This window comes from Streptomyces sp. NPDC090741 (assembly GCF_044769045.1).
In the GTDB taxonomy this organism is placed as follows: Bacteria; Actinomycetota; Actinomycetes; order Streptomycetales; family Streptomycetaceae; genus Streptomyces.
Map to the genome: position 1 here is coordinate 69,867 of NZ_JBIVXF010000016.1, position 15,950 is coordinate 85,816.

Annotated in this window: 13 protein-coding genes; 11 read left to right on the forward strand and 2 right to left on the reverse strand. The window is 71.4% G+C overall.

Annotation, left to right across the window (positions count from 1 at the left end; translation table 11 throughout):
* The first annotated feature begins 8 nt into the window (after nt 1-8).
* Complete coding sequence (locus tag ACIQU4_RS33355; RefSeq protein WP_403738765.1) at nt 9-1,979, forward strand: ATP-dependent DNA helicase; 1,971 nt, start codon at nt 9-11, stop codon at nt 1,977-1,979.
* Nucleotides 1,980-2,070: 91 nt separating this feature from the next.
* Here the strand turns inward: ACIQU4_RS33355 and lexA are convergent, their stop codons facing one another.
* The gene (gene lexA, locus ACIQU4_RS33360; RefSeq protein WP_385588705.1) at nt 2,071-2,862 is read right to left on the reverse strand and encodes a transcriptional repressor LexA; all 792 of its coding nucleotides are present in this window, start codon (nt 2,860-2,862) and stop codon (nt 2,071-2,073) included.
* 472 nt (nt 2,863-3,334) lie between these two features.
* On the opposite strand from lexA, the gene nrdR reads away from it, so the two are divergent.
* From nrdR to ACIQU4_RS33395, 7 genes are all read left to right on the forward strand, one after another.
* Nucleotides 3,335-3,847, forward strand: coding sequence for a transcriptional regulator NrdR (nrdR, locus tag ACIQU4_RS33365; RefSeq protein WP_030154281.1), 513 nt, complete (start codon nt 3,335-3,337; stop codon nt 3,845-3,847).
* Between the two features lie 133 nt (nt 3,848-3,980).
* Nucleotides 3,981-6,869 (forward strand): vitamin B12-dependent ribonucleotide reductase, encoded by a 2,889-nt coding sequence (locus ACIQU4_RS33370; RefSeq protein ID WP_403738769.1) that lies wholly within the window; start codon nt 3,981-3,983, stop codon nt 6,867-6,869.
* A 126-nt stretch (nt 6,870-6,995) separates the two neighbouring features.
* Entirely contained in the window at nt 6,996-7,847 is an 852-nt protein-coding gene (locus ACIQU4_RS33375; RefSeq protein ID WP_403738771.1) for an arylamine N-acetyltransferase, read from the forward strand.
* 32 nt (nt 7,848-7,879) lie between these two features.
* Nucleotides 7,880-8,485 (forward strand): YdbC family protein, encoded by a 606-nt coding sequence (locus ACIQU4_RS33380; RefSeq protein WP_030859610.1) that lies wholly within the window; start codon nt 7,880-7,882, stop codon nt 8,483-8,485.
* Between the two features lie 72 nt (nt 8,486-8,557).
* The gene (locus ACIQU4_RS33385; RefSeq protein WP_403738774.1) at nt 8,558-9,217 is read left to right on the forward strand and encodes a histidine phosphatase family protein; all 660 of its coding nucleotides are present in this window, start codon (nt 8,558-8,560) and stop codon (nt 9,215-9,217) included.
* Between the two features lie 11 nt (nt 9,218-9,228).
* Complete coding sequence (locus ACIQU4_RS33390; RefSeq protein ID WP_403738777.1) at nt 9,229-10,146, forward strand: ADP-ribosylglycohydrolase family protein; 918 nt, start codon at nt 9,229-9,231, stop codon at nt 10,144-10,146.
* Nucleotides 10,147-10,303: 157 nt separating this feature from the next.
* A complete protein-coding gene (locus tag ACIQU4_RS33395) occupies nt 10,304-11,911 on the forward strand; it encodes a DUF4173 domain-containing protein (protein ID WP_403738780.1) in 1,608 nt (535 codons plus the stop codon).
* A 103-nt stretch (nt 11,912-12,014) separates the two neighbouring features.
* On the opposite strand, the gene ACIQU4_RS33400 is transcribed toward ACIQU4_RS33395, so the two are convergent.
* The gene (locus ACIQU4_RS33400) at nt 12,015-13,583 is read right to left on the reverse strand and encodes an MFS transporter (RefSeq protein WP_403738783.1); all 1,569 of its coding nucleotides are present in this window, start codon (nt 13,581-13,583) and stop codon (nt 12,015-12,017) included.
* A gap of 126 nt (nt 13,584-13,709) precedes the next feature.
* Here ACIQU4_RS33400 and ACIQU4_RS33405 point away from each other — a divergent pair, with 126 nt between their 5' ends.
* The 3 genes from ACIQU4_RS33405 (at nt 13,710) to ACIQU4_RS33415 (ending at nt 15,805) form a co-directional block, all read left to right on the forward strand.
* Nucleotides 13,710-14,312, forward strand: a complete 603-nt coding sequence (locus ACIQU4_RS33405; RefSeq protein ID WP_403739025.1) for a TetR/AcrR family transcriptional regulator — start codon at nt 13,710-13,712, stop codon at nt 14,310-14,312.
* Nucleotides 14,313-14,381: 69 nt separating this feature from the next.
* Nucleotides 14,382-15,092: a ribonuclease HII gene (locus tag ACIQU4_RS33410; RefSeq protein WP_403738785.1), complete on the forward strand. Its 711-nt coding sequence runs from the start codon at nt 14,382-14,384 to the stop codon at nt 15,090-15,092.
* Between the two features lie 59 nt (nt 15,093-15,151).
* Entirely contained in the window at nt 15,152-15,805 is a 654-nt protein-coding gene (locus tag ACIQU4_RS33415; protein WP_403738788.1) for a hypothetical protein, read from the forward strand.
* Nucleotides 15,806-15,950: the final 145 nt, after the last annotated feature.

The following is a 15,950-nucleotide window of genomic DNA, read 5'->3' on the forward strand; positions in this document are numbered from 1 at the left end:
TCATTGCTATGACGAAGCCCTCCCTCCCCGACCTGCTGCACGCCGCCGTATCCGCCGTCGGCGGCACGGAGCGGCCCGGCCAGGTGGCCATGGCCGAAGCCGTCGCCGAAGCGATCGACGACAACACGCACCGCCTGATCCAGGCCGGCACCGGCACCGGCAAGTCCCTCGGCTACCTGGTGCCGGCCCTCGCGCACGGCGAGCGCGTGGTCGTGGCCACCGCCACCCTCGCCCTCCAGCGCCAGCTCGTCGAGCGCGACCTGCCCCGGACGGTGGACGCGCTGCATCCGCAGCTCCGCCGCCGCCCGCAGTTCGCCATGCTCAAGGGCCGCTCCAACTACCTGTGCCTGCACCGGCTGCACGAGGGCGCGCCGCAGGACGAGGAGGAGGGCCTCTTCGACCAGTTCGAGGCGGCCGCCCCCACCAGCAAGCTCGGCCAGGACCTGCTGCGCCTGCGCGACTGGGCGGACGAGACCGAGACCGGCGACCGGGACGACCTGACGCCCGGTGTCTCGGACAAGGCCTGGTCGCAGATCTCCGTCTCCTCCCGGGAGTGTCTGGGCGCGACGAAGTGCGCGTACGGCGCCGAGTGCTTCGCCGAGGCCGCCCGCGAGCGGGCCAAGCTCGCCGACGTCGTCGTCACCAACCACGCGCTGCTGGCCATCGACGCCATCGAGGGCGCCCCGGTGCTGCCGCAGCACGAGGTGCTGATCGTGGACGAGGCGCACGAGCTGGTCTCCCGGGTGACCGGGGTCGCCACCGGCGAGCTCACCCCGGGCCAGGTCAACCGTGCCGTGAAGCGCGCGGCCAAGCTGGTCGACGAGAAGACCGCGGATTCGCTCCAGACCGCGTCCGAGTCGTTCGAGCGGGTCATGGAGCTGGCCCTTCCGGGCCGGCTGGAGGAGGTCCCCGAGGACCTCGGGTACGCGCTGGCGGCCCTGCGGGACGCCGCTCGCAACGTCATCTCGGCGATCGGCGCGACCCGCGACAAGTCCGTCCACGACGAGGACGCCGTCCGCAAGCAGGCCCTGGCCGCGGTGGAGAGCGTCCACGGGGTGGCCGAGCGGATCCTGCTCGGCTCCGAGTACGACGTCGTCTGGTACGAGCGGCACGACCGGTTCGGGGCCACGCTGCGGGTCGCCCCGCTGTCGGTGTCCGGGCTGCTGCGCGAGAAGCTGTTCGAGGACCGCTCGGTGGTCCTGACCTCGGCGACCCTCAAGCTGGGCGGCGATTTCAACGGGGTCGCGGCCTCGCTGGGCCTGTCCCCCGAGGGGGTCGAGGCGGAGGACGCCCCGGTCTGGAAGGGTCTGGACGTCGGCTCGCCGTTCGACTACCCCAGGCAGGGGATCCTGTACGTCGCGAAGCACCTGGCCACGCCGGGCCGGGAGGGCACCCGCGGCGACATGATGGACGAGCTCGCCGAGCTGATCGAGGCGGCCGGCGGCCGCACCCTCGGTCTGTTCTCCTCCATGCGGGGCGCCAAGGCCGCTGCCGAGGAGCTGCGCGGCCGGCTCGACAACCCGATCCTGCTCCAGGGCGAGGAGACGCTGGGCGAGCTGATCAAGGCGTTCGCGGCGGACCCGAAGACCTGCCTGTTCGGGACGCTGTCGCTCTGGCAGGGCGTGGACGTGCCGGGCCCCAGCTGCCAGCTCGTGGTGATGGACCGCATCCCGTTCCCGCGCCCGGACGATCCGCTGATGAGCGCCCGGCAGAAGTCGGTCGAGGAGCACGGCGGCAACGGCTTCATGGCCGTCGCGGCCACGCATGCGGCGCTGCTGATGGCCCAGGGTGCGGGCCGGCTCGTACGGGCCACCGGCGACCGGGGTGTCGTCGCGGTCCTGGACCCCCGGCTGGCCACGGCCCGGTACGGGAGCTTCCTGCGGGCCACGCTGCCGGACTTCTGGTACACCACGGACCGCAACCAGGCCCGCCGCTCGCTGGCCGCGATCGACGCGAAGGCCAAGGCCGACGGCACGTAGTGCGGGCGGTTCCGCCGCCGGTCCCGGGGTACAAAACAACCCCCGGGACCGGCGCAGTGGGTCCCGGGGGCTGGCTAGGAAGCGACGAGGGTCAGATCCGGCGCAGTACCGCGACGACCTTGCCGAGGATGGTCGCCTCGTCGCCGGGGATCGGCTGGTAGGCGGCGTTGTGCGGGAGCAGCCAGACGTGCCCGTCCTCGCGCTTGAAGCGCTTGACGGTGGCTTCTCCGTCGAGCATCGCGGCCACGATGTCGCCGTTCTCCGCGACCGGCTGGCGGCGGACCGTGACCCAGTCGCCGTCGCAGATGGCGGCCTCGATCATCGAGTCGCCGACGACCTTGAGGACGAAGAGCTCGCCGTCGCCTACGAGCTGGCGGGGGAGCGGGAACACGTCCTCCACCGACTCCTCGGCGAGGATCGGGCCGCCGGCCGCGATCCGGCCGACCAGGGGGACGTACGAGGCGGCGGGCTTGCCGGTGGTGTCCGTGGGCTGCGAGCTGGGCTGGTCGGAGCCGCGGACCTCGTACGCCCGGGGGCGGTGCGGGTCCCGGCGCAGGAAGCCCTTGCGCTCCAGGGCCATCAGCTGGTGGGCGACGGACGAGGTGCTGGACAGGCCGACCGCCTGGCCGATCTCCCGCATCGACGGCGGGTAGCCGCGCCGCTGCACCGAGTCGCGAATGACCTCGATGACCCTCCGCTGCCTGTCCGTGAGCCCGGAGCTGTCGGCGCGGATGCCTGGAGGTCGGCCTGGCAGCGAGCGCGCGGGGCGCGCGGGCTCCCCCTCCGGGTTCAGACTTGCGTCGTTCATGGGATGCACCGGCTCGAGTCGGCTCTGGGAGCGGTTCTGGGCAGTGATGGTGGCACTGTCTGCGGTGGTGGTCACGTCGGCGGCCCCTCTCGAAATGTTCTCCCTAGCTGGACAACGGTAGTTGCTTTCGAAAGGTTGCGCCAAACACACGTTCGAGTGAAAAAACGCGGATCGTCCAACCTGGGCGCATCGAGGGGTGTATGGACGATCGGTCCGCCGAACGCGGGTTCGGTCCGGCGTCCGCTGTTTACGGTACCCTTCCCGGTCGGATCGCCACCTTCCGGTCCTGTGCTCAGTGTGGCACCGGGAATGGCTCCGTCCGGGCGCCGCGCACAGCGACACGCGGAACGAAGTAAATCCACCACAACCCAAGATCTAGTGGTTGGATGAGCGCTGCCGCCCAGAAGTTGTGGTCCCCGGTCCGCCGAGGCCCTCGGTATCGCATATGCTGGAGGCTGCTTCGCGAGCCCCCGACAGAGACCCGTCTCGGTCGTTCAGGGGCCCCGCGAGGTGATTCTGTCGTGCCAATAGGGAGGGTGAGGGAACCATGCACTGCCCCTTCTGCAGGCACCCCGACAGCCGCGTCGTCGACAGCCGCACCACGGACGACGGCACGTCGATCCGTCGGCGCCGTCAGTGCCCCGACTGCTCCCGTCGTTTCACGACGGTGGAGACGGCCTCGCTGATGGTGATCAAGCGCAGCGGGGTGACCGAACCCTTCAGCCGTACCAAGGTCATCTCCGGCGTGCGCAAGGCGTGCCAGGGACGGCCGGTCACCGAGGACGCCCTCGCCAAGCTCGGCCAGCGGGTCGAGGAGGCGGTGCGCGCCACCGGAAGTGCCGAGCTGACCACCCATGACGTGGGTCTGGCCATACTCGGCCCGTTGCAGGAGCTCGACCTGGTCGCGTACCTGCGGTTCGCGTCCGTTTACAAGGCGTTCGACACGCTCGAAGACTTCGAGACCGCCATCGCGGAACTCCGCGTGCCGCGGCCTCACCCCCAAGAGTGCGAGCCCGGGGGGACCGCTCCGGTCCCCGTGCCCGCCTCCGCCGCCGACTGACCGGGCGGCCGCAGCGCAGCGCGGCCGCAGCCCGGGACAGCCAGGCGAAGAAACAGTAGATACAAGACAGGCCGTGCCGCGGAATAACGCTGGCACTTTAGGGCGTTTTTGCCCGCATATGGGAGGAAGCGGCATGACAGAGACGGCGAGCGGCTCGGCACGAGGTTCCCGCGCCAAGGGGACCAAGACTGCCAAGAGCGGCCTTCGGATCGAGCGCATCCACACCACCCCCGGCGTGCACCCGTACGACGAGGTGAGCTGGGAGCGCCGTGACGTCGTCATGACCAACTGGCGCGACGGCTCGGTGAACTTCGAGCAGCGTGGCGTCGAATTCCCCGACTTCTGGTCGGTGAACGCGGTCAACATCGTCACCAGCAAGTACTTCCGCGGCGCGGTCGGCACCGCGCAGCGCGAGACCGGTCTCAAGCAGCTCATCGACCGCATCGTGAAGACCTACACGAAGGCCGGCGAGGACTACGACTACTTCGCGTCCCCGGCCGACGCGGAGATCTTCGAGCACGAGCTGACCTACGCCCTCCTGCACCAGATCTTCAGCTTCAACTCCCCGGTGTGGTTCAACGTCGGCACGCCCCAGCCGCAGCAGGTCTCCGCCTGCTTCATCCTGTCCGTCGACGACTCCATGGAGTCGATCCTCGACTGGTACAAGGAAGAGGGCATGATCTTCAAGGGCGGCTCCGGCGCCGGCCTGAACCTCTCCCGCATCCGCTCCTCCAAGGAGCTCCTCTCCTCCGGCGGCAACGCCTCCGGTCCGGTCTCCTTCATGCGGGGCGCCGACGCGTCCGCCGGAACGATCAAGTCGGGCGGCGCCACCCGCCGCGCCGCCAAGATGGTCGTCCTGGACGTGGACCACCCGGACGTCGAGGACTTCATCGCGACCAAGGTGAAGGAAGAGGAGAAGATCCGCGCCCTGCGCGACGCGGGCTTCGACATGGACCTGGGCGGGGACGACATCACGTCCGTCCAGTACCAGAACGCCAACAACTCCGTCCGCGTGAACGACGAGTTCATGACGGCCGTCGAGAACGGCACCGAGTTCGGCCTGCGCGCCCGCATGACCGGCGAGGTCATCGAGAAGGTCGACGCCAAGGCGCTCTTCCGCAAGCTGGCCGAGGCCGCGTGGGCCTGCGCCGACCCGGGCATCCAGTACGACGGTGTGATCAACAACTGGCACACCTGCCCCGAGTCCGGCCGCATCACCGCGTCGAACCCGTGCAGCGAGTACATGCACCTGGACAACACGTCCTGCAACCTCGCCTCGCTGAACCTGATGAAGTTCCTGAACGACGACGGCAAGGGCAACCAGTCCTTCGACGCCGAGCGCTTCGCCAAGGTCGTCGAGCTCGTCATCACCGCGATGGACATCTCCATCTGCTTCGCGGACTTCCCGACGCAGAAGATCGGCGAGAACACCCGCGCCTTCCGCCAGCTCGGCATCGGCTACGCCAACCTCGGCGCCCTGCTGATGGCGACCGGCCACGCGTACGACTCGGACGGCGGCCGCACCCTCGCCGCGTCGATCACCTCGCTGATGACCGGCACCGCGTACAAGCGCTCCGCCGAGCTGGCCGCCATCGTCGGCCCGTACGACGGCTACGCCCGCAACGCCGAGGCGCACAAGCGTGTCATGAAGCAGCACGCCGACGCCAACGCCGTCGCGCCGCGCACCGAGGACCTGGACAACTCGATCTGGGCCGCGGCCACCGAGGCCTGGCAGGACGTCCTGCGCCTCGGCGAGAAGAACGGCTTCCGCAACTCCCAGGCCTCCGTCCTCGCACCGACCGGCACCATCGGTCTCGCTATGTCCTGCGACACCACCGGTGTCGAGCCGGACCTGGCCCTGGTCAAGTTCAAGAAGCTCGTCGGCGGCGGCTCGATGCAGATCGTCAACGGCACCGTCCCGCAGGCCCTGCGCCGCCTGGGTTACCAGGAGGAGCAGATCGAGGCGATCGTCGCCCACATCGCCGAGCACGGCGTGGTCGTCGACGCCCCGGGCCTGAAGACCGAGCACTACTCGGTGTTCGACTGCGCCATGGGCGAGCGTTCCATCTCCGCGATGGGCCACGTCCGGATGATGGCCGCGATCCAGCCCTGGATCTCCGGCGCGATCTCGAAGACGGTCAACATGCCGGAGACGGCGACCGTCGAGGAGATCGAGGAGATCTACTTCGAGGCGTGGAAGATGGGCGTCAAGGCGCTCGCGATCTACCGCGACAACTGCAAGGTCGGCCAGCCCCTCTCCGCGAAGAAGAAGGAAGCGGAGAAGGAGAAGGTCACCGTCAAGGCCGAGGACACCATCCGCGCGGCGGTCGAGAAGGTCATCGAGTACCGCCCGGTCCGCAAGCGCCTCCCCAAGGGCCGCCCGGGCATCACCACCTCCTTCACGGTCGGTGGCGCCGAGGGCTACATGACCGCGAACTCCTACCCGGATGACGGCCTGGGCGAGGTCTTCCTGAAGATGTCCAAGCAGGGTTCGACCCTCGCGGGCATGATGGACGCCTTCTCGATCGCCGTCTCGGTCGGTCTGCAGTACGGCGTCCCGCTGGAGACGTACGTCTCGAAGTTCACGAACATGCGCTTCGAGCCGGCCGGCATGACGGACGACCCGGACGTGCGGATGGCGCAGTCGATCGTCGACTACATCTTCCGCCGCCTGGCGCTGGACTTCCTGCCCTTCGAGACCCGCTCGGCACTCGGCATCCACACGGCCGAGGAGCGGCAGCGCCACCTGGACACCGGCTCGTACGAGCCGCTCGAGGACGACCTCGACACGGAGTCCCTGGCCCAGTCGGCCCCGCTGGCCGCCGTCCCGGCGGTCCCGAAGCCGGTCGCGGTCGTCGAGATCCAGGCCCCGAAGACGGCGCACTCCAACGCCGAACTCGTCGAGATGCAGCTCGGCGTCTCCGCCGACGCCCCGCTCTGCTTCTCGTGCGGTACGAAGATGCAGCGCGCCGGCTCCTGCTACATCTGCGAGGGCTGCGGCTCGACCAGCGGCTGCAGCTGATCTCCGTCAGTACGCCGGGCGTAGCCTGGGCAGGTAGCTGAACAGCAGTACACGAAGGGGACCGGCCGCAGGCCGGTCCCCTTTCGTCGACAGGTTTCTCGAACGGGAGCCGGGAGCGGGGGAGACATGTGGAGCGGTGACCAGCTGGATCTGGACGCCTATCTGGCGCGGATCGGATACGACGGACCGGTCGGGGAGGACGGGGAACTCCGGGCGGACCTCGCGACGTTGTACGCAGTGCACCGGGCCCACGTCGGTGCCATCACCTTCGAAAACCTGGACGTGCTGCTCGGCCGCCCCGTCGAGCTGGGCGTCAAGGCACTGGAGGACAAGCTCGTGCACGGCCGCCGCGGCGGCTACTGCTACGAGCAGAACTCGCTGCTGGCCGCCGCCCTGGAGCGGATCGGCTTCGAGGTCTCCGGGCGCGGCGCCCGCAACCGCACCCGCGGGGACACCCTGCTCGCGGTGACGCACGCCGTCCTCGTCGTCACCGTCGAGGGTGAACCCTGGTTGTGCGACGCCGGGTTCGGCCACCAGGGCCCGCGCGAGCCCGTCCCGCTCGCGCGGCCCGGAGCCGAAGTGGTGCAGGGGGAATGGACGTACGCCGTCCGCGAGGAGGACGAGGGGATCCTCGCGCTGTCCATACTGCGCGAGGGCATCTGGCGCGACCTGTACGCGTTCTCCCCGCAGCGCTACCACCCCGTCGACTACGTCCTGCTCAACCACTACAGCTCCTCCCACCCACGCTCCGTCTTCGTCGGGCGGATCGTCGTCCAGCACCCGGGCGACGGCGTCCACCACCCCGTTCGCCGGGCGCTCGTGGGGCGGGAGCTCACCCGGCTGTACGCAGACGGGCGGGTCGAGCGGCGTTCCGTGGACCCCGACGAGCTGCTCCCGCTGCTCGACCGGGAGTTCGGGCTTCGACTGTCCGGGCGGGATGCGGAGGAACTGGTGCGGATCAACCGCGCTGGGGACTGACCGGGGCCGCGCCGGGCCCGTACGATGGCGCGGTGCTGGTCAAGTGGATTCGCTGCACGGTGACGGACCGACGCGGGTTCGAGCGCGGGCAGCGCAAATGGGCGGGGCTGCCTGGCGAGCCGGGATTCCGGGGACAGGGCGGCGGTTGGAGCCGGGGGCGGCAGGGGGTCGCGCATGTCTTCGCGTTTTGGGAGAGCCGTTCCTTCTACGACTCCTTCATGGCCCGCTCGCACGATCGGCTGGCCGCGTCCCAGACCGGGACTTACACGAACGCGCGGGTCACGCTCTTCGACCACCGCTTCGACGTGAAGACCGGCTTCGAGCCGCGCTTCACCGACGCGGACGTCGTGCGGGTGGCCCACACCCGGGTGCGGGAGGGCCGCGTGGACCACTTCGCCCTCATGCAGGAGAAGGTGTGGAACCCGGCGATGGCCGGCTCACCCGGAATGATCCGGGGCCTGTTCGGGGAGGCGCCGGGCCGGGAGTTCCTGGTGCTCTCGATGTGGCATGCCGCCGCCGAGCACGGCAAATACCGGCAGGAGCGGGTCGAGCGGCTCTCTCTGCGCGCCCAGACCGAGGCCGACGTGGAAGCCCTCACCGGGGATGTCGTCGACCTCGAACCGTCCTGGACGGTATGACCGTACGACGATCGGCGGGCCGACCGGCGAGCCCGGATGCCCGGTCCGCCGGCCGCCGCATAGGGTCGGGGAATGGCACGACCACGGCGCATCGTCCTTGTCCGGCACGGGGAATCGGAGGGCAATGCCGATGACACGGTGTACGAACGGGAGCCCGACCACGCCCTGCGGCTGACCGGCCAGGGCCGCGAGCAGGCCGCCGAGGCCGGCGTACGGCTGCGCGAGCTGTTCGGGGACGAGGCCATCAGCGCGTACGTCTCCCCGTACCGGCGCACCCTCCAGACCTTCCGGGAGCTGCGGCTGGACCCGGCGCGGGTCCGGATGCGCGAGGAGCCGAGGCTGCGCGAGCAGGACTGGGGGAATTGGCAGGACCGGGACGACGTACGACTGCAGAAGGCGTACCGCGACGCGTACGGGCACTTCTTCTACCGCTTCGCGCAGGGGGAGTCCGGCGCGGACGTGTACGACCGGGTCGGGTCCTTCCTGGAGAGCCTCTACCGGAGCTTCGAGGCCCCGGACCACCCGCCGAACGTGCTGCTGGTGACGCACGGGCTGACCATGCGGCTCTTCTGCATGCGCTGGTTCCACTGGTCGGTGGCGGAGTTCGAGGCCCTGTCCAACCCCGGGAACGGTGAATACCGGGTGCTCCTGCTGGGCCCGGACGGCCGCTACCGCATGGACCGCCCGTTTGAGAGGTGGACCACACCGGAGCCTTATGACCTGGACGGCTAAACTGACGCGGGATGACCGCTGACTCCGTTTCCGAACTGCGCTACACACGCGCCATGGCCAGCCTCCGCGGGCTGGCTCTGGGTGACGCCCTGGGCTCCCAGTACTTCGTCCCCGTGAACTACCCCCTCCTCAAGCGCCGCGAGCTGCCCGTCGGCACCGGGACCTGGCAGTGGACCGACGACACCGAGATGGCCTGCTCGGTGGTCGCCGTCCTCGCCGCGCACGGGCGCATAGACCAGGACGCCCTGGCGAGCTCCTTCGCCCACCACCACGACTTCGACCGCGGCTACGGGCCCGCCGTCAACCGGATGCTCCGCCTCGTCCGGGAGGGCGAGGACTGGCGCACGCTGGCCGCCGAGCTGTTCAACGGGCAGGGCTCGTGGGGCAACGGCGCGGCCATGCGGATCGCGCCGCTGGGTGCGTGGTACGCCGACGATCCGGAGCAGGCCACGCACCAGGCGGAGATCTCCGCCTACACCACGCACCAGCACCGCGAGGCGGTGTGCGGGGCGATGGCGGTCGCGGCGGCCGCCGCACTGGCGGCGGATCCGGCCGGTCCGCCGAAGGCCGGGGACCTGCTGGACGGGGTGATCGCGCTGGTGCCGCGCAGTGCCGTGGGCGCGGGGCTGCGGCGGGCGCGGGACATGCTGGACTACGGGGACGCGACGACCGTCGCGGCGGTGCTGGGCTGTGGGCGGCGTACGAGCGCGCACGACACCGTGCCGTTCGCCCTGTGGTCGGCGGCGCGCTCGCTGGACGACTACGAGCGGGCGTTCTGGACCACCGCGCAGGTGGGCGGGGACGTGGACACGACCTGCGCCATCGTCGGCGGGGTGCTGGGCGCGCGCGGAGACGCGGTGCTGCCCGCCGCCTGGCTGGCCCGTACGGAAGCCCTGCCGGCCTGGCTGCCGGAGACCGCGGCCCACTAGGTCTTCCCGCGGCCGGGCGACACGGGCCGTTGCGATTGTCACGGTCCTGCCACAGGGGCCTTCCTGTCGGGCTGAACCCGCACGTCACGGGCCTAACCTGGCCGCGCTGCCGCCTCCGTCGTGACGACGCGGCCGGCCGACAGGGGAGGGGAACCCGATGCCAGAGAACACCGACGGCGGGCCCGGCGCGGGGGCGCCGCCCGGGTGGGAGCCCAAGGCGTGGCAGGCCTATCAAGTCCGCCGGCAGCGGGCCACGTCCGGGGCCTGGTCCATCGCACCGCTCGCGTGGGCCGAGGCCGCCCGCCCCGCCGAGGCCGCACCCGTACCCACCGCCGTCCTGCTCGCCGCCGTGGCGGCCGGCCTCGCCTCGGGCTTGTTCCTCGGCGACGGCCTGGGCCCCGGGCTGCTGATCGCCGTCGTGCCCGCCATGGCCGGTGCGTACCTCGCCGCCCGGGCGGCCCGGCGTCGCGCGCGGCCCTGGAGCGCGGTCTGGGCGGTCGGCTGCGCCGCCCTCCTCGCCGTACCCGCGCTGCGCGACGCCGGCTGGCCCGCCACCCTCGCACTGCTCGCCGCCGTCCTGCTCGGCGCGCTGGCCCTGCACGGCGGCCGCACCTGGCCCGGCGTGCTGCTCAGCCCGCTCGGCTTCGTCGACTCCACCGTGCTCGGGATCCGCTGGGCCTGGAGCGGCCTGCGCTCGCGCGGCAGCGGGGTGGACCGGGCCCGCTGGCTGCCCGTGGCCAAGGCCGCGGCCGTGGCCCTCGTCCTGCTGGTGCTCTTCGGCACCCTGTTCGCGTCCGCGGACGCGGCCTTCGCCGACCTGCTGGACGGGCTCACCCCGGATATCTCCCTCGGCGACGGACCGGTGCGCTTCGTCCTCTTCCTGCTCGGAGCCGTACTCGCGCTCGCCGCCGCCCGCGCCGCCGCCGCGCCCTCGCGCTGGGACCGGATCCGGATCGCGCCCGGAAAGCCGCGCTCGCGCGTCGAATGGGCCCTTCCGCTCATCGTGCTCGACCTGCTCTTCGCCGGCTTCAACGCCGTCCAGCTGGCCGTCCTGTTCGGCGGCTACGACAAGGTCCTGGAGAGCACCGGGCTCACCTACGCCGAGTACGCCCGGCAGGGCTTCTGGCAGCTGCTCTGGGCCACCCTGCTCACCCTCGCCGTGATCGCGCTCGCCCTGCGCTGGGCCCCACGGGCCGGAGCCGGCGACCGGCGGTTCGTCCGCGTCGTACTCGGCACGCTGTGCGCCCTGACCCTGGTCGTGGTCGCCTCCGCGCTGCGCCGGATGGACCTGTACGTGGACGCCTACGGGCTGACCCGGCTGCGCGTGTCGGTGGCCGCGATGGAGCTGTGGCTCGGGCTGGTCATCGTACTGATCATGGCCGCGGGCGTGTTCGGCGCCCGCCGGCTGCCGCGCGCGGTCGCGGCCGCCGCGGCCGCCGCCGTCCTGGCCTTCGGGCTGCTGTCCCCGGACGGGCTGGTCGCCGAGAAGAACGTGGCCCGCTTCGATCAGACCGGCAAGCTCGACCTGGCCTACTTCCAGTCCCTGTCGGCGGACGCCGTGCCCGGGCTGGACCGGCTGCCCGAACCCCGCCGCTCCTGCGCGCTGCGCGGGATCAACAACGAGCTGGCGAGCCGCGGCCAGGTGCCCTGGTACGCGATGAGCCTCGGCGAGTACCGGGCCCGGCAGATCCTGCGCGAGCGCCCGGTGACGGCCTCGTACGAGGTGTGCCGGAGCCTGGGCACCTTCCACAGCCGCATCGAGTAGCAGCCGGCCGGCAAGCAGCCGGACGGCAGCCCGATCCCGTACGAGGACCCCGGCGCGGCATCACCTCCCGCGCCGGGCACCCCGTACGAAGCTGCCCCACGGCTCAGGCCGCCGGACCGGCCTCCGCGGCGGCGCCGTTCAGGGCCTCCAGGTCGCTCTTGCGCACCCGGATCACCAGCAGCGCGGTGGCGAGGGCGAGTGCAGCCATGGCGACGGCCGCGATGAACGCGGTGGAGATGCCCTGGGTGAGGACGATGTCCCCCCAGGGGTCGGCCATCCGCTTGGTCTCGTTGAAGGCCGCCAGCTGGCCGGGGTCCGCGTGTTCCATGAAGTCCGGCATCTGCTTCGCGCCCTCGTCGCGGCTGGCCGTGCCGAAGACGGTGACCAGGATCGACAGGCCGAGCGAGCCGCCCACCTGCTGGCTGGCGTTGAGCAGCCCGGAGGCCGCGCCCGCCTCCCGCTGGGCGACCCCGGAGACGGCGGTGAGGGTGAGGGTCACGAAGTTCAGGCCCATGCCGAAGCCGAAGATCAGCATCGGCCCGAGGACCCCGGAGACGTACGAGCTGTCGGTGCGGATGAAGGTCAGCCAGGACAGGCCGATGCCGGTGAGGGCGGATCCGGTGACCATGAACGGCTTGGGGCCGAAGCGGGGCAGGAAGCGCTGCGAGAGCCCGGCGGCGGTCACGATCGCGACCGTCACGGGCAGGAAGCCGAGCCCGGACCGGATGGGGGAGAAGCCCAGCACGTTCTGTACGAACTGGACGATGAAGAAGAACATCCCGAACATCGCGGCGGCGAGGCCGAGCATGATCAGGTAGGTGCCGGCGCGGTTGCGGTCGGCGAACATCCGCAGCGGGATGATCGGCTCGTGGGCCCGCGACTCGATGGCCACGAAGAGCGTGAGCAGGACGACGGCCGCGGCGAAGGAGACGAGGGTGCCCCCGTCGCGCCAGCCGTCCCCGGAGGCGCGGATGAACCCGTAGACGAGCGAGGCCATGCCGCCGGTGGAGGTGAGGGCCCCCGCGATGTCGAAGCGGCCCGGGTGGCGCTCGGACTCGGTGATGTAGAGCGGGGCGAGCACGGCGATCAGCAGGCCGATCGGCACGTTGACGAAGAGCACCCAGCGCCAGTCGAGCCACTCGGTCAGCATCCCGCCGGCCAGCAGGCCGATCGCGCCGCCGCCCGCGGAGACGGCGGCGAACACGCCGAACGCGCGGTTGCGCTCGGGGCCTTCGGCGAACGTCGTGGTGATCAGGGCGAGCGAGGTCGGCGAGGCGATCGCGCCGCCGACGCCCTGGAGGGCGCGGGCGGCCAGCAGTTGCCAGGGCTCCTGGGCGAAGCCGCCGAGCAGCGAGGCCAGGGTGAAGACGAGGATGCCGGTCAGGAACACGCGGCGCCGGCCGAGGATGTCGCCGGCCCGGCCGCCGAGCAGCAGGAGGCCGCCGAAGGCCAGGGTGTAGGCGCTGATCACCCAGGACAGGTCGGTGGTGGAGAAGGAGAGGGCGGTCTGGATGTGCGGGAGCGCGATGTTCACGATCGTCGCGTCGAGGACGACCATGAGCTGACAGGCGGCGATGACCGCGAGTGCCACGCCGGGCCGCCCTTCCCGGCGGGCCGCGCCCGGTATCCGGGGCGTGGCGGGTGGAGAGCTTTTCACCGAGGATCCCCCCATAGTGAAATAGTGAACGGAGCCGTTCACTGCGGCACCACGGTAGGAGCCCCCGGTTAGTGAACGCAACCGTTCACTAAGGCTGAAAATGCGTGCGAGGGCCGCGTGGGTCGGTCGGAGGTGGAGGCGATGGTGGGTTCCCGCTGGTCAGTGACGTCACCGGGCCGCAGACGCGGTCCGGAACTCGAACGGGCGATTCTCGACGCGGCGTTGGAGCAGCTGAGCACGGTCGGCTGGAACGGGCTCACCATGGAGGGCGTCGCGGCCTGCGCGCACACCGGCAAGGCGGCGGTGTACCGGCGGTGGCCCTCGAAGGCCGACCTGGTGGCCGAGGTGCTGCGGGCGGGGCTGCCGCCGATCGGGGAGATCGCAGACGGCGGATCGGTCCGGGGCGACCTCCTCCGGTTGTGTGTGCGGATGCGTGACGTGATGGAGTCGCGCGCCGGTCAGGCGCTGCGTGCAGTCCTTCACGAATGCGACCACGCCCATGCGGGCCGGTTCCACGACGTGATCCGGGCCGGGCTGCACGAACCCGCCCACCGCCTGATCAGGGAGCTTGTGCAGCGCGGGATCGAGCGGGGTGACGTACGGCCGGACGCGGCGCGTCCGTTCGTCGCCGACGTCATTCCGGCCATGATGATGTACCGCGCCAAGGTGTGCGGGAGCGAATGGACGGATGCGGACATCACGGAAATGATCGATCAGGTGATGGTGCCGCTGCTCAGGGCGTGAGACGCCGTACGGACTCCACCCGGGGTGGGGTGTGCAGGCGGCGCGGGGCGGCGTACCCTTGCTGGCGCCATGCCGTACGAAGCACCCACCCACACCGTCGAACGCTCCCTCCGTGCAACCATCGGCGCCAAGGTCATCGCCGGGGTCGACGAAGTCGGACGAGGGGCCTGGGCCGGTCCCGTCACCGTGTGCGCGGCGATCACCGGTCTGCGCCGGCCGCCCGCAGGTCTCACCGACTCCAAACTGCTCACCCAGAAACGACGCGACGCGCTCCTCGGCGTCCTGGAGGACTGGGTCACCGCGTACGCGCTGGGGCACGCCTCCCCCGAGGAGATCGACGCACTCGGGATGACGGCCGCCCTGCGGCTCGCCGCGGAGCGCGCCCTGGAGGCGCTGCCCGTGCGGCCCGACGCGGTGATCCTCGACGGCAAGCACGACTATCTCGGCCCGCCCTGGCGGGTCCGTACGGTCATCAAGGGCGACCAGTCCTGCGTCGCCGTCGCCGCGGCCTCGGTGATCGCCAAGGTCAGGCGCGACCGGATGATGGCCGAGCTCGGCCAACAGGGCGGCGGATGTGCGGAGTTCGCCTTCGGCGACAACGCCGGATACCCCTCGCCGGTGCACCGGGCCGCGCTCGAACAGCTGGGGCCCACCCCGTACCACCGGCTCTCGTGGTCGTACCTCGACGGGCTGCCCAAGTGGCGCCACCTCAAGAAGGTGCGGCGCAGCGAGGAAGCGACGGAACTGGAAAACGGAGGCCAACTCGGCTTCGATTTCTGATCGCACCCACGTGCCACCCACCGGTACGTTTCGTACCGGTGTTTGATAGACATCAACTCATGCCTCTCACCCCCGAGGAGCCTCAGATTCACGAGAGTGCCCAGGGTCCCCGCGTCACGCCGGCCGCGAGCCGCACCGCGCAGACCCCCCGCCCCGTACCTGGTCCGCGTCCCGCCGCCGTTCCGCGGCCCGGGCGCCCCGGTCCCTCCCCCGCGGCGGCGAGCCGTACGGGCGGGGCTCCCAGGCCCGCACCGCCCGCGCAGCGTGCGCCGCAGGCCACCCCTGGACCCGTAGCCCCCACCGCACCGTCCGTCTCCGCGGCGGTGCCCCGGATCCAGCTGATCCCGGCCTCCGCCGAGGGCGCGCTGGACGCGGCCGAAGAGGCCGTCGACCTGCTGCTCGACACCGGGCGCGGGCCCGGCGACATCCTGGTGCTCACCACCGGCGACCCGCACCCGTGGGCCGCGCACGAGCTGTCCTTCGGCGAGGCCGCGTACTGGGCCCTGCACGACGCCGGGGACGACGTCTTCTACGCGGACGCGGCGCAGGCCGAGCGCGCCGCGGGCCGTCCCGTCGTGGTCTTCGCGGCCAACGGCGGACCGGACGGGGCGACCGCCACCGCTCTGCCGACCGCGCTCGCGCGGGCCGGCGCGCTGCTGATCGTGTGCGGCGACCCGCAGCAGATCAACTCCGTGCTGGGCACGGGCGTCTGACGCCCCGTACCCGGCGCGGGCAAGGGGCGGGGCCGGTCGGACCGGCCCCGCTGAAGCCCGAGGCCTGACCTGCCGTACGCCCGATCCAGGGTGTACGGCCGCGAGGGCTGCCCGCGGGCGGGCCGGCGTACGGATGCGGCCCGCG